General features: G+C 52.2%; 17 protein-coding genes. 15 read left to right on the top strand and 2 right to left on the bottom strand.

Translation table 11 applies throughout. The features are described 5' to 3' along the window. The first annotated feature begins 25 nt into the window (after positions 1-25). From BLT02_RS00770 to BLT02_RS00805, 8 genes are all read left to right on the top strand, one after another. Entirely contained in the window at positions 26-1,705 is a 1,680-nt protein-coding gene (locus BLT02_RS00770) for a dicarboxylate/amino acid:cation symporter (RefSeq protein ID WP_092990940.1), read from the top strand. Between the two features lie 314 nt (positions 1,706-2,019). Beyond that, complete coding sequence (locus tag BLT02_RS00775) at positions 2,020-2,898, top strand: YicC/YloC family endoribonuclease (protein WP_092990941.1); 879 nt, start codon at positions 2,020-2,022, stop codon at positions 2,896-2,898. Between the two features lie 74 nt (positions 2,899-2,972). Continuing rightward, a complete protein-coding gene (locus BLT02_RS00780; RefSeq protein ID WP_092990942.1) occupies positions 2,973-3,290 on the top strand; it encodes a DUF370 domain-containing protein in 318 nt (105 codons plus the stop codon). 125 nt (positions 3,291-3,415) lie between these two features. Next, positions 3,416-4,129: a guanylate kinase gene (gene gmk / locus BLT02_RS00785; RefSeq protein ID WP_175453616.1), complete on the top strand. Its 714-nt coding sequence runs from the start codon at positions 3,416-3,418 to the stop codon at positions 4,127-4,129. 155 nt (positions 4,130-4,284) lie between these two features. Next, on the top strand, positions 4,285-4,878 hold the full coding sequence (gene rpoZ, locus BLT02_RS18160) for a DNA-directed RNA polymerase subunit omega (RefSeq protein ID WP_092990944.1): 594 nt from the start codon (positions 4,285-4,287) through the stop codon (positions 4,876-4,878). Then, complete coding sequence (gene rimO, locus BLT02_RS00795; protein ID WP_092990945.1) at positions 4,875-6,215, top strand: 30S ribosomal protein S12 methylthiotransferase RimO; 1,341 nt, start codon at positions 4,875-4,877, stop codon at positions 6,213-6,215. Before rpoZ ends, rimO begins: the two co-directional genes overlap by 4 nt. 116 nt (positions 6,216-6,331) lie before the next feature. Next, on the top strand, positions 6,332-6,874 hold the full coding sequence (gene pgsA / locus BLT02_RS00800; RefSeq protein WP_092990946.1) for a CDP-diacylglycerol--glycerol-3-phosphate 3-phosphatidyltransferase: 543 nt from the start codon (positions 6,332-6,334) through the stop codon (positions 6,872-6,874). 229 nt (positions 6,875-7,103) lie between these two features. After that, positions 7,104-7,856, top strand: a complete 753-nt coding sequence (locus tag BLT02_RS00805; RefSeq protein ID WP_092990947.1) for a thiamine diphosphokinase — start codon at positions 7,104-7,106, stop codon at positions 7,854-7,856. Positions 7,857-7,990: 134 nt separating this feature from the next. Here BLT02_RS00805 and BLT02_RS00810 read toward each other — a convergent pair whose 3' ends face one another. Beyond that, the gene (locus BLT02_RS00810; protein ID WP_092990948.1) at positions 7,991-10,084 is read right to left on the bottom strand and encodes a glutamine synthetase III family protein; all 2,094 of its coding nucleotides are present in this window, start codon (positions 10,082-10,084) and stop codon (positions 7,991-7,993) included. Positions 10,085-10,599: 515 nt separating this feature from the next. Between BLT02_RS00810 and BLT02_RS00815 the strand changes: the two genes are divergently transcribed. After that, a complete protein-coding gene (locus BLT02_RS00815) occupies positions 10,600-10,926 on the top strand; it encodes a hypothetical protein (protein ID WP_092990949.1) in 327 nt (108 codons plus the stop codon). 192 nt (positions 10,927-11,118) lie between these two features. Here BLT02_RS00815 and BLT02_RS00820 read toward each other — a convergent pair whose 3' ends face one another. Continuing rightward, a complete protein-coding gene (locus BLT02_RS00820; RefSeq protein WP_092990950.1) occupies positions 11,119-12,696 on the bottom strand; it encodes an AAA family ATPase in 1,578 nt (525 codons plus the stop codon). A gap of 683 nt (positions 12,697-13,379) precedes the next feature. Between BLT02_RS00820 and gpmI the strand changes: the two genes are divergently transcribed. From gpmI to BLT02_RS00855, 6 genes are all read left to right on the top strand, one after another. After that, the gene (gene gpmI, locus BLT02_RS00830; protein ID WP_175453617.1) at positions 13,380-14,924 is read left to right on the top strand and encodes a 2,3-bisphosphoglycerate-independent phosphoglycerate mutase; all 1,545 of its coding nucleotides are present in this window, start codon (positions 13,380-13,382) and stop codon (positions 14,922-14,924) included. Positions 14,925-15,271: 347 nt separating this feature from the next. Then, entirely contained in the window at positions 15,272-16,285 is a 1,014-nt protein-coding gene (locus BLT02_RS00835) for a carbohydrate ABC transporter permease (protein WP_242869652.1), read from the top strand. A gap of 67 nt (positions 16,286-16,352) precedes the next feature. Then, positions 16,353-17,528 carry a carbohydrate ABC transporter permease gene (locus tag BLT02_RS00840; RefSeq protein WP_242869653.1) on the top strand — a complete coding sequence of 392 codons (1,176 nt, stop codon included), beginning with the start codon at positions 16,353-16,355 and terminating at the stop codon, positions 17,526-17,528. A gap of 107 nt (positions 17,529-17,635) precedes the next feature. After that, positions 17,636-19,153, top strand: a complete 1,518-nt coding sequence (locus BLT02_RS00845) for an HlyD family efflux transporter periplasmic adaptor subunit (RefSeq protein ID WP_175453618.1) — start codon at positions 17,636-17,638, stop codon at positions 19,151-19,153. A 63-nt stretch (positions 19,154-19,216) separates the two neighbouring features. Then, positions 19,217-21,028 carry an ABC transporter permease gene (locus BLT02_RS00850; protein WP_139187337.1) on the top strand — a complete coding sequence of 604 codons (1,812 nt, stop codon included), beginning with the start codon at positions 19,217-19,219 and terminating at the stop codon, positions 21,026-21,028. A 2-nt stretch (positions 21,029-21,030) separates the two neighbouring features. Beyond that, positions 21,031-23,697, top strand: a complete 2,667-nt coding sequence (locus tag BLT02_RS00855) for an ABC transporter substrate-binding protein (RefSeq protein WP_175453619.1) — start codon at positions 21,031-21,033, stop codon at positions 23,695-23,697. The last annotated feature ends 52 nt before the right edge of the window (positions 23,698-23,749 follow it).

Here is a 23,749-nt window from a genome sequence, read left to right on the forward strand (position 1 = left end):
TCAGGATGCACAAGGAGTTTTACCGATGAAAAGAGTGAAAATCACCGATAAAAGACAGAGTTTTGCCACCGACAGCAGAAGTTTTATGGAGGATTCCATAGAATTTATCCATACTTCCCTGAGCGAACTGGGGATTGCAGAGAAACTTGTTACCAAAACAGAGCTTCTGGCTGAAGAAATGATCGTTCAGATGATACAGCATGCCACCACAACGGACGCCGTCCTTTACATAAGGATCCGGCGGTTCCTGGGGGATACGAGCGTCAATTTCCACATGCAGGGCGATGAATTCAACCCTTTTGCCGACGCCGTGGAGACCGTCCGTCTGACTGAAAAAGACGACAAGGACATGGAGGAAGCCATCCGTTCCATCGTGATGCGCTCCTTTGGGGAAAACTTCAAGTACCGCCATATAAACAACGCCAACTGGGTACGGATCCTGTCAGGCCAGGCAGACCAGTCAATGCTGGTGCTCACGCTGACGGCGCTGGTACTGGGACTGATCTTCGGCGCATTGGCAAAACTGGTTTTCCCGGAAGTCCTGACGACCGGTCTTTGCACGTATCTCCTGACCCCGGTGAAGACAATCTTCATGAATGCACTGAAAGTCATCATTGCTCCCGTTGTCTTTTTCTCAATCGTCACCTGCATATCGCAATTCAACAGCATTCTAGAGCTCGGGCGCCTGGGTGCCAAGGTGATGGGAATGTATCTGCTGACCACTGTGATCGCCGTGTTTCTGGGAATCAGCATTACCCTTCTGGTGCAGCCGGGGGAGTGGGCATTCGCACTGTCCGGAAGTGTCCCGACTGCGGCAGTCACTGTGGATACAAGCGTTGATACCTCAATCCTTAACACCATTGTCAATATTGTACCTTCCAACTTCATTGCTCCATTTGTGCAATCGGACACGCTGCAGATTATATTCCTGGCCATTGTTTGTGGAGTGGCCGTGGGAATGATCGGTAAATATTCCAAGACGCTTAAGGATTTGTTTGAGGCTTGTAATTCCTTGTTTCTGACTATTACCACGATGATCGCCCGGTTCATCCCGGCAGCAGTGTTCTGCTCTGTGTCACTGCTGGTGATTGAACTGGGAGGCAGCTCTCTGCTTTCGGTCCTGGGAGCAGGCTTGACACATGTTCTGATAACCCTTTGTATGCTCTGTGTCTATGGCATACTGGTCCTCGTGATGGCCCGCCTGAATCCTCTCACGTTTTTCCGTAAGAACCGGGAAGGTATGCTGACGAGCTTCACGCTCTGCTCAAGCTCCGCGTCGATGCCCACCAATCTTCGTACATGCACGGACAAGCTCGGAATTTCCCCTAAAGTGTGCAACTTCTCCATTCCTCTCGGCGCCACCGTCAACATGGATGGAACCTGTATCTATCTGTGTGTTATGGGACTGTTTCTGGCAAGGGCATACGGCGTAAGTGTCTCGCCTTCCTCTTTGTTCTCGATTGCGGTGACAATCATACTGCTATCCCTCGGTGCGCCGGGCGTCCCGGGAGCTGCTCTGGTCTGCATGAGCGTTGTGCTGACGGCACTGAATGTTCCCGTTGAGGCCATCGGTCTGATCATCGCGATTGATCCCCTCCTGGATATGTTTATCACCATGTCTAACACGACCGGTGACGTGATGGCTGCACTGGTTGTAGCCAAGGCAGAGAAGCTGCTTGACCTGGAAAAGTACCAGAGTCCGTAATACACCGATACGCGGGGTTTTCCATAATCACTTCTCTGCTGCTTTCCATTCTGGCAGTCCTTCCGGTCTTTGTCTGCCGTGCAAACAACATTTTTATTTAAGAATCTTCTTTTTTTGACATTTGAGAATGTGCAAAATGGCTCCATTTTCAAATTTGGAGCTATTTTGCACGTTTCTTATGTTTCTTATGTCAGGGTATTTCTTGACGGCTTGGAGTATAATGCTATAATGGTTACTGGTTTTATCTCTGCCCGCGGGCATGCGGACATCTTATTTGTGTGCCCTCAGGAGGCAGCCCCCCACAGGAGGTGCAGATGGTCAGAAGTATGACAGGATACGGCAGGAGCGAATTTTCCGATGACTCCTGCAGGGTCGCGGTTGAGATCAAGTCAGTCAACAACAGATACCTGGACATCAATATCAAGATGCCGAGACAGCTCAATCAGCTCGAAGCGCAGATCCGCAAAGAACTGAAAAAATATATGCAGCGGGGTAAGGTGGATGTTTTCATCTCCTATGAAGACCTGACGGAAGCCAACAAGACAGTCATGTACAATTCCCGCATTGCGCAGGAATACTGGAAGCATTTTTCTGAGATGGCAGATCAGTTCGGGATCAGAAACGATATTACTGTTTCCTCCCTGTCCCGTTTTCCGGATGTCTTTTCCATGGAAGAGGAACCCGCCGATCCCGAAGGAATCTGGGATGTCCTGCTCAGGGTTCTCACAGAAGCCGTGAAGATGTTTGACGAGGCGAGGATCCGTGAAGGGGAATTCCTCAGAAAAGATATGATCGCCAAGCTGGATGAAATGTGCGGTTATGTCGACTGTATTTCTCAGAAAGCGCCGGAGCTCATCGAGCGGTACCGGACTTCCCTGAGGGAAAAGGTCGCCGAGCTTCTGGCCGGTTCCGGCATCGATGAATCAAGGATCGCCCAGGAGGTCACGATCTATGCGGATAAGGTCTGTGTGGATGAAGAGCTGGTGAGGCTGAGCAGCCACATCGAGGCGACGCGCCACGAGCTTTCCAAGAGCGGAAGCATCGGGCGGAAGCTTGATTTCATCGCCCAGGAGATGAACAGAGAATCCAATACCATTCTCTCCAAATCCGATGACCGCGAGGTCTCCGATCACGCGATCGAACTCAAGACGTCAGTGGAAAAGATCCGCGAGCAGGTCCAGAACATAGAATAATATAGAACATAATCTGGGATCTGTTATAGAATAAGGATATTATATAATAAGGAACAGAAGCGGCAGGAAAAAGTATGACCGGTAACAGGCTGATCCATGTCGGATTCGGAAATATCGTGAACGCGGAAAAGATCATCGCGATCGTGAGCCCGGAGTCGGCTCCGGTCCGCCGCCTGGTTTCACAGGCCAAAAATGACGGGCGGACGATCGATGCCACTCAGGGGAGAAAGACGAAATCTGTCATTGTTATGGAAAATGACAGGATCGTCCTGTCCGCTCTCCTGCCTGAAACGATCCGGGGCAGAGCCATGTCGGAAGACGACGGCGATGAGACTCAGGGATCGGGTCAGAGTCCTGCAGCCAAAGATCCGGCAGAGACAGATACCGATTAGACAGGCACTGCACAGACGCAGCATAGACAGATACCGAACAGGCAGACACTGTGCAGATGCGGCAGAGACAGGTATCGTATTGGCAGACACTGCACAGATGCGGCAGAACAGATGAGGCAGTAAGTATGGAAGGAAAACTGGTTGTGATCTCCGGCTTCAGCGGAGCAGGCAAGGGAACAGTAGTTCGCAGGCTCATGGAGGAGTACGGCGATTATGTGCTTTCAATCTCCATGACCACCAGGCAGCCCAGAAGCGGTGAGCGGAACGGTGTGGAATACCATTTTGTCACAAATGAAGAATTCGAAGACCTGGTCCGTCAGGAAGGTTTTCTCGAACATGCCGGATATGTAAATCATTACTACGGCACTCCCCGTGCTTTTGCGGAGCAGAATATGAATGCGGGCAGAGATGTCCTGCTCGAGATCGAAGTGCAGGGTGCCATGCAGATCCGGAAGCGTTTTCCTGAGGCGGTCCTTATTTTTGTTTCTCCAAGGAATGCGCAAGAGCTGGAGAGGAGACTGGTCGGAAGAGGGACGGACAGTGCGGAAACTGTGACGAAAAGACTTCGGCAGGCTCTGCAGGAGATTTCCTCTGTCCCCGAGTATCCCTTCCTGGTGTTTAATGACGAAGTAGAGACCTGTGCGTCCGATATCAACTCTCTGATCAGGGGAGACAGGGGAGCCTGTCAGACCGGGGCAGGAGCCCGGGCAGACGTCGGTGCCGCTGCCCTTTCCGGAGGGAGGATCCTCACATCCCGGGAAAACAAGGAGGCGTTCTCTGAAAGATTTGAAGAAGAACTCAATCAGGTGCTGGCCAGGAGAGATAACCAGGAGAAATAATAGACGAGAATATTAAGAGAAAAAATCAGAGAGAAAAAATAAGAAAGAAAAATTATAATAGAAAAAAAGAAAGAAAAAGTAAGAAAAAATAACCAGGGGTACATCTGTTATCCTGTTTTTAAGACACGAAAATCGTTTCAGAAAGGAAAATGTTTATGATTCATCCGTCCTATGTGGATCTTATGGAAGTTGTCAACAAAGATGTCGAAGAGGGAGAGACTCCTGTCATCAACAGCCGCTATTCCATCGTGATGGCTACTGCAAAACGTGCCCGCCAGATCGTGGACGGGGACGAGCCTCTTGTCAAGGTCTCCAGAGGAGAAAAGCCTCTTTCGATCGCGGTCGATGAGCTTAACCAGGGCGAGATCCGTATTCTTGCGGAGGACGAGGTCGAAGAGGAGTATATCCTGCCCGGCAGTGAAGAAGTGATCGGAGAGGAAGGGGAAGAATTCGGAGAAGAAGACGCCGTTGAAGTTTCCGAATCCGAAGAGCCTGCAGCTGAAGCACAGGTGTTTTCTGACGAAATTTCTGCTGTTGATGATTCTGCTGAGGAGGCCTCTGTTCTTTCCCTGCGGGAAGCAGAGGATTCTGTAGAGGAGAAGCTGCCGGCGGAGGAGCCTGTTGAGGAGGAACTGCTGGAAGAAGAACCCGTAGAGGAAGTCCTTTTAGAGGAAGAGCCCATCGGCGGAGTCCTGTCAGAAACTGCCGGAGAGGAAATTTCAGCGGAAGAAGCCGGGGCTGAGGCATGAAGATCCTGTTTGTTTCTCTGGGATGTGATAAAAACCTGATCGATTCCGAAGAGATGCTCGGCGACCTGATGAAAGAAGGGTTTGAATTTACTGACGATGAAGAGGAAGCGGAAGCTGCCGTTGTCAATACCTGCTGTTTCATCAATGACGCGAAAAAAGAGAGCATAGAGAGTATCCTGGAACTGGCGGAAAGACGGACTGCGGGGCAGCTCAAAGCCCTGATCGTCACTGGCTGCCTGGCCCAGCGTTACAGTGAGGATATCCTCAGGGAGATTCCGGAGGTGGATGCTGTCATCGGGACGACCGCTCAGGGAACGTTGACAGAGACGCTCCGGACAGTTTTGAAAAGCGGTAAGATACAGGGGCAGGAAGCGATCCGCCTGGAGGATCTGCGCAGAAAGCCGCGCGTTGGCGCGGACCGTGTGCTGACTACGGCAAACGGGTCCGGATATCTGCGCCTGGCGGAAGGCTGCAATAAGCACTGCACCTACTGTGTGATCCCTTCCATCCGCGGTCCCTACAGGAGCGTTCCCATGGAGGAGATCCTGAGGACGGCGGGGGAGCTCGCCGGACAGGGTGTCCGGGAGCTGATCCTGGTCGCCCAGGAGACAACGGTCTATGGGACAGACCTGTACGGAAAGAAGATGCTGTCAGAGCTCCTGCACGAACTGGCAAAGATCGAAGGGATCGAATGGATCCGGCTTCTGTACTGTTACCCTGAAGAAGTCACCGGGGAACTGATCCGGACGATCAAAGAGGAACCCAAGGTCCTGCACTATATTGATATGCCGGTCCAGCATGCTTCGGATGAGATCCTGAAAAAGATGGGGCGCCGGACCGACCGGAAGCAGCTCGAGGAGGTCATTGCCCTTCTCCGCGTCGAGATCCCGGACATCTGTATCAGGACGACACTGATCACAGGCTTTCCCGGGGAGACGGAAAAGGATCACCGCACGCTCAAGAGCTTTGTGCGCCGGATGAAATTTGACCGGCTCGGTGTATTTGCCTATTCCCGGGAGGAGGGAACGCCTGCCGCGAAAATGCAGGGACAGATCCCCGCGCCTGTCAAAAAGAAACGTCTGCGGGAACTGATGCTCCTGCAGCAGGAGATCGCCTTTAAAAAAGCCCGCCGCATGAAAGGCCGGACAGTCCGGGCAATCGTGGAAGGCAGGATCGCGGGAGAGGATGTCTATACAGCCCGCACCTATATGGATGCGCCCGGTGTGGACGGAACCCTGTTCATTGAGACACAGAGGGAACTGATGACCGGGGACATGATCGATGTCCGTATCACCGGCTCGGATCAATATGACCTGATCGGCCTTCCGGCTGATTGAGGAGCTCATTGTCTGACTGAGGGATTTTTTTTTGATCGAGAATTATTATATGATTGAGGAGCTTTTCGTTGGATTGAGGAGCTTTTTGTCTGTTGTGTAAAAGGGAGGTAATAGTAATGAATCTGCCCAATAAACTGACTGTGCTGCGAGTGATCCTGGTGCCCTTTTTTGTGGCATTTCTGCTGCTTTCAAAATCATCGGAATCCTTGAAATGGATCGCGCTGATCCTTTTTATCGCAGCCTCTCTGACAGACCTTCTGGATGGTAAGATCGCACGAAAATACAATCTTGTCACGACATTTGGGAAATTTATGGATCCCCTGGCGGACAAGGTCCTGACGATCTCCGGTATGATCTGCCTGATCGAGTTGGGGCGTATCCCCTCCTGGATCGTTGTGATCATCGTCGCCAGAGAGTTCATTATCAGCGGCTTCAGACTGATCGCGACAGAGCACGGGATCGTCATTGCGGCCAACTATTGGGGAAAATGGAAGACCACCTTCCAGATGATCATGATCATCCTCATGATCGTCAATCTGCCTGCCCTCGCCATGGTCACACAGATCGTCATGTGGATTGCTCTTGCCCTTACAATCATTTCCCTGATCACCTATATCCAGCAGAATATGGATGTGGTCAGGACCATGGAACTGAAGTAAATCAGATAATCTGCCGGAGATTTGAAACAGACCGGGAATGGAACCTGCCGGAGATTTGAAACAGACCAGAAATTGAATCTGCCAAAGATTTGGAACAGACCGGGAACAGAACCTGCCAGAGATTTGAAACAGACCGGGAATTGAGTCTGCCAAAGATTTGTGACAAATCGGGAATGGGACCTGCCGAAATTCAGGTGTGTGACCGGATTGAGCGCGGCATGAAGAAAACATGAAAAAGACTTGCAGTATAGCCCCGCGGGCGATCCTGATGTGCGCGGGTGAATATGAAAAAATGGAGATCCTCCGCCGGGCGGAGGATCTTGTCATAGCGGTGGACGGCGGACTGCCCCGTCTCCTCGCCCAGGGGATCGAGCCGGACCTGATCCTGGGGGATTTTGATTCCCTGGGAGAAGACCTCTTTCCTCTCCTGGAAAAACTGGAGAGATGCGGGAGAAAAAAGGTCCTGCGCCTGCCCCGGGAAAAGGATGACACCGACACGATCTACGCTGCCAGGCTGTGCCTGGAGCAGGGATACAGGGACTTCCTGATCTATGGAGCCCTGGGAGGGCGGCTGGATCACACGATGGCAAATATCCAGACCCTTGCCTGGCTGAGGGAAAGAGACGCCCGGGCCTACCTGGTCGGGAAGACAACGCTGGTCAGTGTGCTCAGCAGCGAGAAAGTCACCTTTCCGGAGAACTTTGAAGGGATCTTTTCCCTTTTGGCCCTGGACAGCAGAGTGACGGGAGTCACACTGGAGGGGATGAAATATCCCCTGCAGGATGGAGAGCTCACTAATTCTTTCCCCCTTGGGGTAAGCAATGAAATTTCATCTGAAATTTCGTACACACTGAGGGCATCTGTGACCGTCAGGGTAGGCAAAGCCCTGATGATCCTGACAAGAACCCGCGGGGACTTTTCCTCTTTTGATCCTTTGATGATCGAAAGGCAGCCGCTGACGGTCCGGTCAGAAGGATGCTGAATACAGAAAAAATACTGTGTATAGAGAATACTGAATACAGAAAAATACTGAATACAGAAAAATACTGAAAAAACCCCTTTCCGGGCGGCTGTGACAGCAGCCTTCCGGAAAGGGGTTTTGTATTTGCAGTTGGCTCAGATCTCGCTGAAGAGGAGGTCGGAGTAAACGGGGATCGGCCAGGCATCCCTGGAGGTGATCGTCTCGAGTTCGTCCGCATAGCTGCGGCATTCGTCCATGTCGGGAACAAGGACTGTGCGGCTGTATCTCATGGCTTCTTCAGGATCCGCCGGGATATTGCGGAGGTCTTTTTCAAGCTGGTCACAGGCATCGCTGAGGCAGTTGGAGAGAAGGCAGTTGTTGCGGGCATTGTTCTCCTCGTATTTAGAGGGAAGACCCATAGCCTTGCGGCGCTCCAGTCCGGTGCAAAGGGTGGTCCCGTAGCTAGAGACGGCAGGCAGGATCTCCTTGCGGAGCATGTCGATCATGGTCCTGGCCTCGATGGAGATCGTAGCAGTGTAGTTCTGCACATGGATGTTGTAGCGGGCGTGCACCTCATCGCTGGTGTAGATCGCATGGTCCGTGAAGAGGCGGATATTCTTTTCCGTGATATAGGCGGGCAGTGCGTCCACAGCGGAGACATTGTTGGACAGGCCGCGGCGCTTGGCCTCCTCGATCCAGGCTTCGTCATAGCCGTTGCCGTCAAAGATGATCCGCTTGTGCGCCGTCAGTTCACGGCGGATAAGTGCGTGCAGGGCATTGTGGAAATCATCTGCTTTTTCAAGTTCGCCCGCGAATTGGTCGAGCTCCTCGGCCATCATGGTGTTGAGGACGATATTGGGGCCGGAAACAGAGAGCGAGGCGCCCACCATGCGGAATTCAAACTTGTTGCCGGTGAAGGCCATGGGGGAGGTGCGGTTGCGGTCCGTGTTGTCCATGGGGATAGGGGGCATGGTGTCCACACCGATCGCCAGATTCCTCTTTCCCGCGTTTGTGTAGTCCGTATCATTGATGATGGAATCTACCACTGCGCTGAGTTCTTCACCGAGATAGACGGAGACGACGGCGGGCGGTGCCTCCTGGGCGCCCAGGCGGTGGTCATTTCCGGGAGTGGCGACCGTGGCGCGGAGCATGTCCTGATATTCGTCGACACCCTTGAGGAAGGCAGTCAGGAAGAGCAGGAACTGGGCGTTCTCTCTGGGTGTGGAACCGGGCTTAAAGAGATTTTCGCCGGTGTCCTTGGAGAGAGACCAGTTGTCATGCTTTCCGGATCCGTTGACGCCCGCAAAGGGCTTCTCGTGGAGAAGGCAGACCAGATTGTGGCGGTCTGCCACTTTTTTCATCATCTCCATGGTGATCTGGTTCTGGTCGCAGGCCCTGTTGGCATCTGTATAGATGGGAGCCATCTCGTGCTGTGATGGGGCAACTTCGTTGTGTTTGGTCTTGGAAAAGACTCCCAGCTGCCAGAGCTCGTTGTCCAGGTCCTGCATATAGGCCTGTACGCGGGGGCGGATAGCTCCGTAGTAATGGTCAGCGAGCTCCTGTCCCCGGGGAGGCTTGGCGCCGAACAGGGTCCGGCCCGTCATGATCAGGTCCTCCCGTTTCTTATACATATCCTTGTCGACCAGGAAGTATTCCTGTTCGGGCCCAACCTGGGCGATGACTCTCTTGGTCGTGGTGTCGCCGAAAAGCCGCAGGATCCTCACCGAGGCTTTGCTGACGGCGTCCATGGAGCGCAAAAGAGGGGTCTTCTTGTCCAGGGCGTGGCCGGAATAGGAGCAGAAGATCGTGGGAATGCAGAGAGAACCTTCTTTTATAAAAGCGAAGGAAGAGGGATCCCATGCCGTATAGCCGCGGGCTTCAAAGGTCGCGCGCAGTCCGCCGGAAGGAAAGGAGGAGGCATCGGGCTCTCCGCGCACCAGCTCCTTGCCGGAGAACTCCATGACGACTCTGCCGCCATCGTCCGTCTGAATAAAACTGTCATGCTTCTCGGCAGTGAAGCCTGTCATAGGCTGGAACCAGTGTGTATAATGCGTGGCGCCTTTTTCCACCGCCCACTGCTTCATGGCTTCCGCAATTTCATTGGCAGTGGAAATATCCAGTGGCGTGCCGTCGGAAACTGCCTTTTTCCATTCTTTATAGCAGGATGGAGAAAGGCGTTCCTTCATGGTCTGCTCATGAAAGACCATGCTTCCGAAAAGTTCGGGCAGACGCCGGGTTTCTTCGATCATGTTTTTTCCTCCTTGTTACGAGCTTATATCGTAAAAATACATTCATTTATCGTTTAAAACGATAGGCCGCCTCCGGATGATCCTGACCGACGGCGTACGATATATTTCATTCTTTTTAGACCGACTCAGTATAGCACACTATTGCGTTTTGTCTCAATCCTGATTTTTGCTTTAAAAACGGGCTTTTAAAACCGGGACCGGAAATCGGGAATGTAAAAAGGCTTAGGATCCGATCAGGAACGCTCATTCAAAACCCTGTTGCCTGCTGGCCTATGGCGCTGATTGACCTCAGTCCCCTAAAACATTAAAAGAGATGTCTTTGTTTATTTTTTATGTTAGGAAGAAATGGTTAATCTGTGCCTTTAAAGGCCGGTCTTTTGTTTTTTATGGAAAATCGTTTTTGAAAAAACAAAAGCAGCGGGAAAGACCAAAGGCTCAGGGATTTTTGAGAGGGATTTGAGAAAGGATCATGAGAAGGAATTATTGAGAAGGAAGTATTGAGAAGGGAAAGGGAAATGGCAGTGAGCAGAAGGATGTCCACACGCCTACGGCGGGGCCGCTGCTATTTCCGCTCGGGAACGGTCGTCGTCCTCAAGATCCGTGGTGGCAGGGTGGAGGTCCGCGTCCAGGGCAACCGCAAGCTGCCCAACAAGGTGGACATTCGGATCAGCCCCCTTTCCGTGGAGAAATGTCAGACCATCATCGAGCGCTGCGGCCGCAAGATCAAGACGATTGACAAGCTGATCAACGGGGAGTTCCCGGAGGAACTCAAGAACCTGTTCACAGGAGAAGGCGGACTGTTTCCTACGCCCGCGGAGGCTCCTCTCACAGGATTTTCTTAATCCCGATCGTAACTTTTTCTCCGTACGAGTGCATCTCAATCCTGAGGACTGCCTCAAATCCCGCATGCCAGTCGTCGCGGAGGACTGTCCGGAGCTTCCTCAACACTTCTCTGAGCCAGGCAATTTCTTTAAATCGCTCTGTTTAATAATACATGGGCGAACAGAAACAAGTACCTCAGATGATTTCTTTAATTACTTGACAAACCGCTCTATTTTGCAGGTGTGCGTCTTTTTGCTTTCATCATAGTTGATCCCGACGAACAACAGGCGGCCCTGGTAGTGAGAGAGGGAGTCAAAATACTGCCTGTCCCGGATTTGGCGGATCGCGCTGTCTGTAGAGCCGTTGCGCTTCAGCTCAATAATCATAGCGGGATCGGATTCCCGGAAAGGAATGAACACTACATCTGCGAATCCTTTCCCCGCTGTCATTTCCCTGATTACCGTATAGCGGTTCAGGGCATAAATGAAAGCCAGGTAGATGGCGCTCTGCAGGGCGTCTTCATTGTTGTAGCTGCGGTTGCTGGTGACATGGATATGGGAGATGTCCAGGGCTTTAGCGACGGCGTCCGCATTTCCCTGGAGAGTTTCGGCGAGCAGTTCCTTTGAGGACTGGATGATTTGTGAGGTGACGGCGTATTCTTCAGGAATCTTGTTCAGGGCGCGGAACCATTCTTCACGAACCTCTTTGTTGGGGATGCGGCAGGTGTTCTCGTCCTGGTTATACGCGAGATAGCCCAGATGGATCAGGTAACAGAATACGTCGTCCCTGCTGGTGAAATCCGTCATGGTATTCAGGTAGGAATAGACATCCACATCTGCTTCTTCGCCTGCGAGCATCCGGATCACGGCGTCTTTCGTTCCGGCGAAGTTCTGTCTGATCCGGTCAGAGATGGCGGTGTAGGAGGAGGTCTGCCCCCAGTAGCTGCCAAAACGCCTGTCTTCTATGCATCGGACCACCGATTCCGGATTATAGATTTCATAGCCGTTCTGACGATATCCGTCATACCAGCGGCGGCACTCTTCGTAATTGACCCCGCCTTTTTCGCACTCTGCCCGGACCTCCTGTGACGTGAATCCGACAAACTCCGCCAGTGGGCCTGCGTTCAGGATCGTATATTCGCGGAAGTTGTTGAGCTTTGACTGGATCTTGTCCCGGACGACCGGCAGGATTCCGGTCAGGTAAGCGAGGGAAATCGCCGGACGCAAGGTGTCGCTCTTAAACAATCCGTTGAGAAAGGAAAGGTATGCGTCGAACAGTTCCGGGCTGGCCTGTTCCCGCACCAGCACGTCATATTCATCGATGAGGATGATGAAGGTCTCGCCGGTGGAAGCATAAATCCGAAGGATGCACTGTGCCAGCGAATCGTCCTCTTCAAAAGCAATGTCAGGAAAAGAAGCCTTCATTTCTTTTTTTATTTCTCTTGTCAGTCGAAGAAGCATGCGACTCTTGTTGAGAGTATTCTGGTATTCGCTGTTCATGTCGATCTTGATGACATTATATTGATTCAGCTTGTCTCTGTATCCGCCAGCGGACGCGATTTTAAAGCGCGCAAACAGATCCGAAGAATCACAGCCCTTCGAATAATAGGCGCTGAGCATATTGCCGGCAAGGGTCTTTCCGAAACGGCGCGGACGGGAAATGCAGATATAATTGTTTCCTTTATCGATAAAACGGTTTGTCGCCTCAATCAGCATTGTTTTATCGACATAGACATCTGCTATGGATGCGCGTCTGAAATTTTCATTTCCCGGATTTAAGTAGATTCCCACAGTATACGACTCCTAACCTGCATATAGCAGAACAAAGATTGTTTTCCGAAAATAATGGGACAAAGTGGACAGAGGTCAGAACACTCTCTGTCCACTTTCATTTTTCTTCAGTGCAGGCACTGCTCCTGTGGCAGATGCTCTATATGTGGACAGCATTTAGAATAAAGAAAAGCGGAAAGGACTGCTTCGAGGCGACATCTGTACGGAAACAGGGATTCTGCTGAATATAGTATAACAAAAAGCTTTGATCTCAACATCATTAAATCTGAATCAATGTTATTTTGACGAAGCAGTGTGTTACTTTTCAGACCGGCACGAAATTCGAGGCGTTTTTCGCGGGTTTTTCGCGGAAAACCCGCGTGGAACGGCGTTCGCCCCATTCGCGAAGCGAATTCAGCATGGGCGAACGCAAGTTACTGCATTGCGAAGCAATGATTCCGCCCCTCGAGGGGGCGTGGACAGTAACAGCAGTGTTACCGTCGGCGCGAAACCATTTCTTCGCCCTCATTCCGGCAGTTGAACAATGGAATGATTCGTAGTAGAATAGCGACTGAAAGAGAAAGAATCCCGGCAGCGGAACGTTGGTGGTCACACAAGAGCCGACGGGCGACTGGTCACACAAAGGCCAACTGGTGACTGGCAACAGAGGATCCCTAAAGACACATAGAAAAGGAGAGATGTGTATGAGTCACAGACCAGTAGTTTTAATGATCCTGGATGGATACGGACTGAATGATAATCCGGAAGCAAATGCCGTAGCGATGGCGAATACACCTGTTATGGATAAGCTGATGGCAGAGTGTCCTTTCCAGAAAGGTTATGCCAGCGGGATGGCGGTAGGTCTTCCCGACGGACAGATGGGCAATTCTGAGGTCGGCCATATGAACATGGGCGCGGGCCGCATTGTCTATCAGGAACTGACAAGGATTACCAAAGAGATTCAGGACGGAGTGTTCTTTGAGAACCCGGAACTTCTTGCCGCTATTAACAACTGCAAGATCCGCGGGTCGGATCTGCATCTCTATGGACTTCTCTCTGACGGCGGTGTGCACAGCCACAACACACATCTGTATGCTCTCCTTGAAATGGCGAAACGCAATGGTCTCGACAGGGTCTATGTCGACTGTTTCCTCGACGGCCGTGATACACCTCCCAGAAGCGGAATTGATTTCCTCGCCCAGCTCGAGGACAAGATGAAGGAGATCGGGGTCGGAAAGATCGCCATGATCAGCGGCCGTTACTATGCTATGGACCGGGACAACAACTATGACCGTGTCAAGATCGCCTATGATGCTCTGACAAAGGGTGAGGGCCTCACGGCCTCCAGCTCTGCCGAGGCGATCCAGGGCTCCTATGACCGCGATGAATCCGACGAGTTTGTCAAGCCCACTGTGATCACGGAAGACGGCAAGCCTGTCTCCCTGATCAAGGACGGCGACTCGGTGATCTTCTTCAACTTCCGCCCCGACCGCGCCAGAGAGATCACACACTGCTTCTGCGACAACGACTTCACGATGTTTGACAGGGGACCCAGAAAGAAAGTCTTTTACGTCTGCTTCAAGGACTATGACCCCGAGATTCCCAACAAGGAGATCGCCTTCAAGAAGGTCGATGTCACCAATACCTTCGGTGAGTGGCTCGCTGCCCAGGGCATGAAGCAGGCCAGGATCGCCGAGACAGAGAAGTACGCCCATGTCACTTTCTTCTTTAACGGCGGCGTCGAGGAACCCAATGAGAACGAGGACAGGATCCTGGTCCGTTCTCCCAAGGATGTCCCCACCTATGACCTCAAGCCCGAGATGAGTGCCTACGGCGTGCTCGAAAAGCTGATCGGAGCCATTGAGTCCGACAAGTATGATGCCATCGTGATCAACTTCGCCAACCCTGACATGGTAGGCCACACTGGCGTTCTTCCCGCTGCTATCAAGGCGGTCGAAGTCGTCGATGAATGTGTCGGCAAGGCGATCGAGGCTGTCAAGAAGGCCGGCGGTGTCGTCTTTATCTGCGCGGATCACGGCAACTGCGAGCAGATGATCAATTACGAGACCGGCGCGCCCCATACCGCCCACACGACCAACCCGGTTCCCTTTATCCTGGTGAACTACGATGAAGATTACACGCTGGCTGAAGGCGGCGTTCTCGCCGATATCGTTCCCACCCTGATCCAGGTCATGGGTAAAGAGCAGCCTGTTGAAATGACAGGAAAATCCCTGCTCCTGAAAAAATAACAGAATCGGAAAAACAATAGAAAAAAGACAATTCTATAGATGATTTTATAGATAACAGAACAGAGAATGCGGATCCCTTCAGGATAGGACGGATCCGCATTCTTTTTCTTCCCCAGATATTGACTTATTTTGTACGAATCAGCATACATATTGAAAAAACAGGGCGGATTTTCGCGATTTTTTTGTGAAAATGTTGAATACAGTGTATCCAAACAGAATAAAATGCATTATTATAAGTGTATATGTGCAGTAGTAGACTATCTTGAAATCATCAAGATATAGTATCCAGGTGACGGCACAGTCCGGTTGGACAGGTGTGCCGGTCCTGGGCGGACAGCTTGAAGACCATGGATTTGAAGAGGAAAATACCGGAGAAGTTCAAAGATGCGGGTGCATCTTTACATTCTGCCGGACAAAAACTCAACAGAGCGCTCAGGAAAAACGCGAACGGGCAGGATACCGGCAGCGGGCAGGCGGCAGCGAAGGAAAGCAGAATGTCGGTCAGGCAGCGCAGGGAGATCAGAGTGAGCTGGACCTTCCTCGCCCCCAGCATCATAGGGGTCGCCATGTTTTTTGTCCTTCCCTTTTTTGTGGTCATTTACTATTCCATGATCGACAATCCCGTCCGGCACAGGCCTGTCGGGCTTGCCAATTACGTGAGGGTCTTTAACAACAGCGCTTTCAGGCTGGCGGCCTTAAATACGCTGAAGTTTTCCCTGGTCGCGGTTCCCCTGGCGGTTTCCCTGTCCCTGCTGCTTGCCGTAGTCATGGAGCAGAAGCTCCCGTGGAAGAGCAGGTTCAGGTCATTTTTCCTAAGCCCCATGATGGTCCCCACTGCATCGGTCATCATGATCTGGCAGATCCTCTTTCATTACAATGGACTGGCCAATGTCCTGCTGGCGAAATTCGGGGTCGGAAAGATCGACTGGCTCAAGTCCTCCTATGCGCAGGTGCCGATCATCCTTTTGTTTTTGTGGAAAAATCTGGGCTACAATATGATCCTGTTTATGTCGGGGCTGGCCAATATTCCCCGGGATCAGATCGAGGTGGCGAGGCTGGAGAGCGCGACGGAGTTTCAGATCTTCTGGCTCATCAAGATCAGATATCTGTCTTCTACGATCCTTTTTGTGACGATCATGTCCCTGATCAATTCTTTCAAGGTCTTCAGGGAGACGTATCTGATGTCAGGGGATTATCCTTATGATGCCCTTTATATGCTCCAGCATTTCATGAATAATACATTCCGTTCTCTGGATTATCAGAAGCTCAGTTCGGCCGCTGTCATGATGGCTCTGTTCATGATCGTTGTGATCGGGGCTCTGTTTCTGGCGGAGGACAGGTTCGGACGGGATCTGGAGTAAAAAAGCATAATCCGGGGGATTGACAACAGTTCGGGCGCATGTGTGTGCGCTCAGAGGGAGTTGCAGTTTGAATCTGGGAAACAGGAAGAACGGGCCGGGAAAGAATATTGTCGGCAGCATCAGGGACCGGGTCAAATTTGAGCAGGGGCCTCCCGTTCTTTATCCTTTTAAAAAACCAAGTGAAAATGACCAGGACAAAGATGGATCCGCCGCAGGGGAAGCGGAGGCTCCGGCTGAGATTCCTGCGGAGGCCCCGGCGGCGGCTCCGGTAAAGGAGCCGGAAGCTGCAGGGCCGGACGCACTAAAGAGTCTGTCCGACCTGTCTGCCGCGAGGATCGCCAGTGCGCGGAAAGCTCTGACGAAAGAGCGGCGCGAAATGATCCGAATGGTTCTCCGCACTGTGATCGCAGGCTTTTTTGCCATCCTTTTCCTCATGCCGATCGTACTGACGATCACGAATTCACTGATGACGGTGTCGGAGATCAATGCCAACTACGGCGTGATCTTCGCGAAAAAGAACGGGGTGCGCGTCTTCATCAGCCAGACCGTGAACCTGAAGTTTATTCCGGATATAATTTCTTTCAGCCAGTATTTCAAGGTGCTGGTCATGAGTCCGGAATACCTCATGAAGTTCTGGAACTCCGTTTTCTACACCGTTCCGATCGTCCTTTTCCAGCTGGCGATCGCTTCCCTGGCTTCCTATGGCTTTGCCAGGTACAGGGGGCGGGTGAGGGAGGTCATCTTTTTCGCTTACATCATCCTGATGCTGATGCCTTATCAGGTAACTCTGGTGCCGAATTTCCTGGTGTCCTCCTGGCTCAGGATCATAGACACCAGATGGGCAATATGGCTGCCGGGCTTTTTTTCACCCTTTGCAGTCTATATGCTCACAAAATATATGCGCAGGATCCCGAAATCCATTTATGAGGCCGCAGAAATAGACGGCGCGGGGGAATGGCAGATCTTTACAAAGATCTGTCTGCCGAACTGCAAAGGAGGCCTTGCATCGATCGCGATCCTGCTGTTTATCGATTACTGGAATATGGTCGAGCAGCCGCTGATCCTGCTCAGCGATGAGCAGATGCACCCCTTGTCTGTGTTCCTTTCGAAGATCAATACAGGCGAGATCTCGCTGGCTTTTGCCGTCGCGGTCATCTATATGGTCCTTCCCATGATGGTCTTCCTGTACGGAGAGGAATCTCTGGTAGAGGGCATTGTCTATCAGGGCGGTATCAAGGAATAGGTAGTTTGTCCTTTCTTTCAGCGGGGAATCCGCACACGGGGGAGAAAGACTCGCGATCGAGTCTTGAATCATACATGTTTGTGAACAGGAGGTCATGGTACAGGAGTATGAATATCGAAGATAAGGAACTGGAACAGTTTCGGAGATCCCAGAGACGAAAAGATATCATCAAAAACATCACGATCGTGTTTTTGCTGATCCTGCTGGCGCTGACCTTCTTTTCCAGGACGATCATGAACCTCACGCTGCCCCAGGTGGCGACGCACATCGTCAGTGAGGGTGAGGTGTCGCCGAGGATCAGGGGACAGGGGACTGCGGAAGTCGATGATCCCTTTTCTGTGACTGTAGCCCAGGCGAGAACGATCAAGAGCGTGGCAGTCCGTCAGGACCAGAAGGTGAAGCGTGGGGACGTGCTTTACTACCTCGAAGACAGCGAATCCGAGGAACTGAGGAATGCCAGGCAGGAGCTGGACGACCAGAAGGCGAACTTCACCAAGCGCCTTTTTGACGGTACCCTGTCAGACAGTGATATCACCAGAATGAGGGCGGGTAACTACCGCTCTGATGATGAACTCCAGTCGGAGCTCGCCTCGATCAACAGACGCTACGAACGTGCCAACAGAGAAAAGGCGGCGGCGGACGCGGCGTATGAGAAACTCCTTGCGGAGGAGGATGACAGTGAACCCTCTTCGAGTACGCCGGTTGAGGAAGAGGTTCCTGACGACGACGTTGCCGTCGCTGCTAAAAAGACAAATACCGGGATAGATGCTCCGGAGGACGCCAGCGAAGGAACTACGGATGATGATCCCACAAGAAGGAAAAAGAGCAAATATCAGAAGAAGCTCGAAAAGGCCAATATCCGCAAGATCGACGCGGATCTGGCGCTTGCGGAGATCACGGCCGAGAAGGAAAAGGTGATCAACAGCATCAGCGCGGAGCTGGAGCTCAAGGGGATCCAGGACGCGATCACCAAGGCGGAGGCCAAGGTGGAGAGGCTCGAGAAGGAAGAAATCGGAGCGACGATCACTGCCCCTGTCGACGGAACCGTGACTTCGCTCAGCTACGGCGCCGGAGAGACGACATCAGCGGATTCTCCTGTCGCTATTATCCGTCTGGCGGGCAAAAGCCTGACGGTCAGCTTTTCCGTGACAAAGGAGCAGGCGCAGAAGCTTAAAGTGGGGGATGAGGCAAAGCCCCAGAATCCATGGGAATATGAAGATGACTTCAAGGCTGTCCTGCGGCAGATCGCAGCGGATTCCAGCGACCCCAAAAACCAGAGACTTCTGAAATTTGAGATCACCAGCTCCTCCGTTACGGCCGGAGACTCCGTGCAGCTGCAGCTGGCTGAGAGCACCAAGAGCTATGACCTGGTCGTTCCTAATTCTGCGGTCCGCACCGATGCCAACGGCAAATTCGTCCTGGTGCTGCAGACAAGGCAGAGCCCTCTCGGAAACCGTTACGTTGCCATGAGGGAGGATGTCAAGGTACTCGCAAAAGATGATTCCAACACTGCGATCAGCGGTGCGATCGGAGCATATACCTTCGTGATCACGACTTCAAACAAGTCAGTAAAGTCCGGTGATCAGGTCCGTCTGGCCGATGAGGAGGAGAGGACTGAAGAGTAAGGAATTGTGCGAAAGTCATAAAGTTTCAGTTCCTAAGGGGTAGAGGTTTTGAAAAAGGCAGCTATGGAAGACAGCAAACTGAATAGGGCTTTCGATGCTGCCGGAAAGGGAGCGCGCCGGGCGGCGTCTGCGGCGTCAGGCGCCCTGAGCAGGCTCCGTCTGTGGCAGAAGGCCGGTCTGATCCTCTGCGCAGTCTTCTGGATCCTCTCTGCAGTCATCGGGGCAGTGCTCGACGGGATCACATCGACAATGCCGGACCAGACCTACCGGTCCAGATGGTCGCCTGAGGGAAACTGTGCGCAGATCAGCACCTATCTGTCCGAATCCGCGGCAGCTTCCGATGATACTGTAAAAGAGCTGCGCGCTGCTTTTTCGAACGCGCTTCAATCTGAATCGATCGCCCTGACCGAAAAGCAGCTCGAAAACGGGGCCAGCCTCATGGACGACTGTTACTGCGGGATCGCGTCCGCTGACGTTTCGACGCCGGATGATTCCGTAAGTGTGACCATGATCGGCGTGGGCGGTGATTTTTTCAATTTTCATCCCCTGGAGCTTCAGTCCGGCTATTATTTTTCCGAGGAAGAGCTCATGAGGGACAGGGTGCTGCTTGATGACCAGACAGCATGGCGCCTGTTCGGGTCCCCCGATGTCGTAGGCCTGTCTGTGCAGATCGGAGGCGAGCCGCATTATATTGCGGGCGTTTTCAAAAGGCCGGAGGGGAGATTTTACAGTGCGGCAGGAATGGGAGACTATCTGATCTTTGCCTCTTATGAATCTTTATGTAAATATACCGAAAAGGGAGTCCCTGACGGAGGCGGAGACGGAGACGGTGCAGGCGGATCTCTGAGTCCGGAGGCTTCGATCCGGGATGAAAAAAAAGTTGACGCGGGAATGCCCGCACAGGTCGGCGGCGGCAGTGCTGCTGCCGGTAAAGCTTTTCCTGCCGCCGCAGCATGGAGATTTGTTTCCGGAGATGCGGCGGTTCTGTATGCGCTGGAGGACACGGACATGGACTCCGGCTCAGACAGTGATACTGACTCATCGGACGAAGGTGCTGATTCCGGAACAGTGGAGGAAAAGACTGAACCGGAGGACCTCGATGATCATATGTCGGACAGCGACAGAGGCGCTTCGAGCGGTTCTGCTCCGTCCGGGGTCGGCGACGAGGACCAGAAGGAGGTTGACCGCTCAAGGCTCACTGTCTATGAGGTCATCCTTCCGGATCCCGTGACCGGATTTGCCCTCAAAATGGTACGGGGCGTGATGACTGAGGCAGGGATTTCTTCTGAACAGATGACCATAGTGGACAATTCCGCGCGCTATGAAACCACCAGACTGGCTCTTTTAGCAGCAGAACCGGGACTGCGCAGCATGCAGACCGCCGCCATACGCTATCCCTATTGGGAAAACGTGGCTCTGGCCTGGGAGGATCTGCTGATCCCCTATGCTCTTTTTCAGCTCATTCTGCGATTTTCCCCTTTTCTCTTCCTGCTATATCTGGTACTCTGGTATGCGACGCATAAAAGCTGGACTCTGGGCGGGATCATCCGCAATGTACAGGATGAGATCTATGACCGTCAGTCCGAGAAGATCTACGGCAGACGTCCCGGCGCTGCACTGGAAGCAGATAATGAGAATGCTGTCACAGCCAGCGGAGAAAACATATCCACACCCGGCGTGGAAGATTCTGTTACACCCGGTTTGGAAAATAAAGCCCCGGCCGGTGAGGAAAGTGCTTTCGCGCCCGGCCTGGAAAATAAAGCCCCGGCCGGTGAGGAAAATGCTCTCACTCCCGACGGGGACAATACACCTGCAGCCGGCGGAGAAAATGACGCATCGGCTGGCAGTGAAACTATAGAGAAAGGAACAAGATGAATATGAAAAAGAGATTCCGGCGTGCTGCCGCGGTACTGATCGTGATTTCCATGCTGTTGTCACTGGTTGCCTGTGGTTCAGGCTCAGGCAGCAACGGAGGAAATACCCCCACAACCCCTTCTTCCAGCCAGGGGCCTTCCATGCCCGAGGTCAGTGTCAGGGACGGCGTCGCCCGCTCCACGCAGGTTACTTTTTCCAATCCGGATTTCAGAACTGACGGTCTGCAGATCCTTGCCATTGAAGGGGATCGGATGTATGCCGCCAATAACAGCTTTGAGGAGGACGGCCTTGAGGAGTATCAGCTCCTGAGCTTTGGCATTGATGGAAGTGATCTGAAAACGGTCAATTACAAGATAGACATTGATGAAAAGGATGTGGCGGCAGCGGCATTTCGCGACGGCTGTTTCTATCTGGCGGTCACTTCCTATACCAATTCTCCTGCACTGGATTATGCCCTCGCCAATGAAGGCGCGACTGATTTTGATGCCATGGAGATCCCGGATGAGTATAGTGAGGATGCTTCCAGCATCTATGAACTCTGCTGCGTGGATCTGGACGGAAAGGAAAAGTGGAAGATCACTCTCGATGAGGCAGCTGCGAGTGACTACTACTATGTCAATTCGATCGAAGTGACTGAAAACGGCGTTATGGTCCTCTCCTCTGAGGGTATCTCCTCTTATTCCAAAGAGGATGGCTCTTTTATAGAAAAGGCCTGCACAGTCAAGGCGGACGAGCTGACAGGAAATCTGTATGCCCTCAACGATGGCAGGATCATCATGGTGGACGACGCTGCAGCCAACGTGAAGATCAATACTTATGATAAAGGATCCGGTAAGTTTACGGAAAGTATGACACTTCCGGCAGCGCTTGCGGCTTCGACGCTGTTTGTGGGGAAGTCCTATGATTTTTATGTGGCCGGGGATGACGGCATCTATGGGGCAAACCTGGGCTCGGATGCCCTGGCGCCTGTCGTGAACTTTGTCAATTCCGATCTCGATGTCCAGGGAATCGTCAGGGTCATCGAGATCGAGGACGGAAAGCTTGTGATCCAGGTCTACAGCAATGAGAGTACTCTTGACACTTATATTCTGGATCCCGTTGCGCCGGAGGATGTCGAGGAGAAAAAGGAGCTGACCCTGGGCGGTCATTATATCGATTATGAGGTCCGCAGTGAGGTGATCAGTTTCAATAAGGAGAGCAAGGACTACCGTATCCGGATCATTGACTACAGCCAGTACAATCTGGAAGACGATGATTATGAGAACTCTACCGGTATTGACAGAATGAACACAGACATCGTCACCGGCAATGCTCCTGATATCATGCTGCTCACCGAAAGGATGCCCGCGGACAATTATATTGCCAAGGGTGTATTCCTGGATCTGACGGACAAATTCAATGAAGATAAGGGAATTGAAAAAGAAGATTTCCTCCAGAACATCATTGATGCCTTTAAGACGGATGGACGTATGTACGTCGCTGTCCCCGGGTTCACAGTCACCGGTATTTCCGGAAAGACCAAATATATCGGAGACGGGAAGGATCTCACGATCAAAAAATTAAAAGAGATCGCAGCCGCCCGCGGAATAAAAGATTCCGATATTTTCGGAATCGTATTAAGAGACCAGGTCCTTTCTTCTGCAGTCGAGTTTTCAGGCGATCAGTTTATTGACCGGGAGACCAGCACCTGCCATTTTGACAGCGATGAGTTCAAAGAGCTTCTTGAATTTGTGAAGGTATTTCCGGAGCAGATCAATGACGACCAGTACAACGACTATTTCACGCAGTATCTCATGGACAAGGCGCTCGTAGGGATCCAGTATATCAATACCCTGTATGACTATGAGTATATGACCAGGCAGCTGTACGGTGATCTGGATGTGACGGTGACCGGTTTCCCTTCAAGGGAAAACAAAGGACCTGCGGTTGCGGCGACCTTTAAAATGGGGATCAATAATAACACCGCTGATCCTGACGGATGCTGGGAGTTTGTCCGGCGCTTCTACCTGCCTGAATACCAGACCAAGATGGAATCCTGCCTGCCTGTCAGTGAAAAGGCGATCGACGAGCAGGGCAAGATCATCATTGAGGAAGAGAAGAAGGCAAGAGAGGAATACGAAGCTCTCATGAAGGAAAACGATGAGATGACAGGCGTCAGCTCTCTGATCTCCGAGGAGCCCATGCCGGAGGAGGTTAAGGAATTAATGGAAGACTCCGGTAAGGCCGGGACCGGCGCGGCTGCTGAGTTTGCTGCTGATACAGCGGCAGCGGCTGAAGAAGTCACGGAGTCCGAAGACCTCACAGGAAAACCTGTGTCGGAAGAGGATTTCAACGGTACACACGAGGAGTATCTCCAGTATCTGGAAGATGAAAAAGCGCGCGCGGATACCAGTGAGCAGGCGGAGGAAGTTGTTATCGATGGCGAGGAGGCCATGCAGGAGGACGGTGTCCAGATGGATCTGAACACCATGCCCGACTTTAATGAGGAAGATCTGGCGAAGCTCAAAGCCATACTGAAAGGTCTGACTTTCCCTGTCAACGGCGGATCGGATATTCTGAATATCATCGCGGAAGAGTCCGGCGCTTACTTTGCCGGTCAGAAGAGTGTTGACGAAGTGGCGGATATTATCCAGAGCCGCGTACAGGTCTATCTCAAGGAGAATGAGTAATCCAGCTGCAGGTTACACCCCGGTCAGGGCGTGACCAGAAGCGTAATTCACT

This window comes from Sarcina sp. DSM 11001 (genome assembly GCF_900101015.1).
Classification (GTDB): Bacteria; Bacillota; Clostridia; order Lachnospirales; family Lachnospiraceae; genus CAG-791.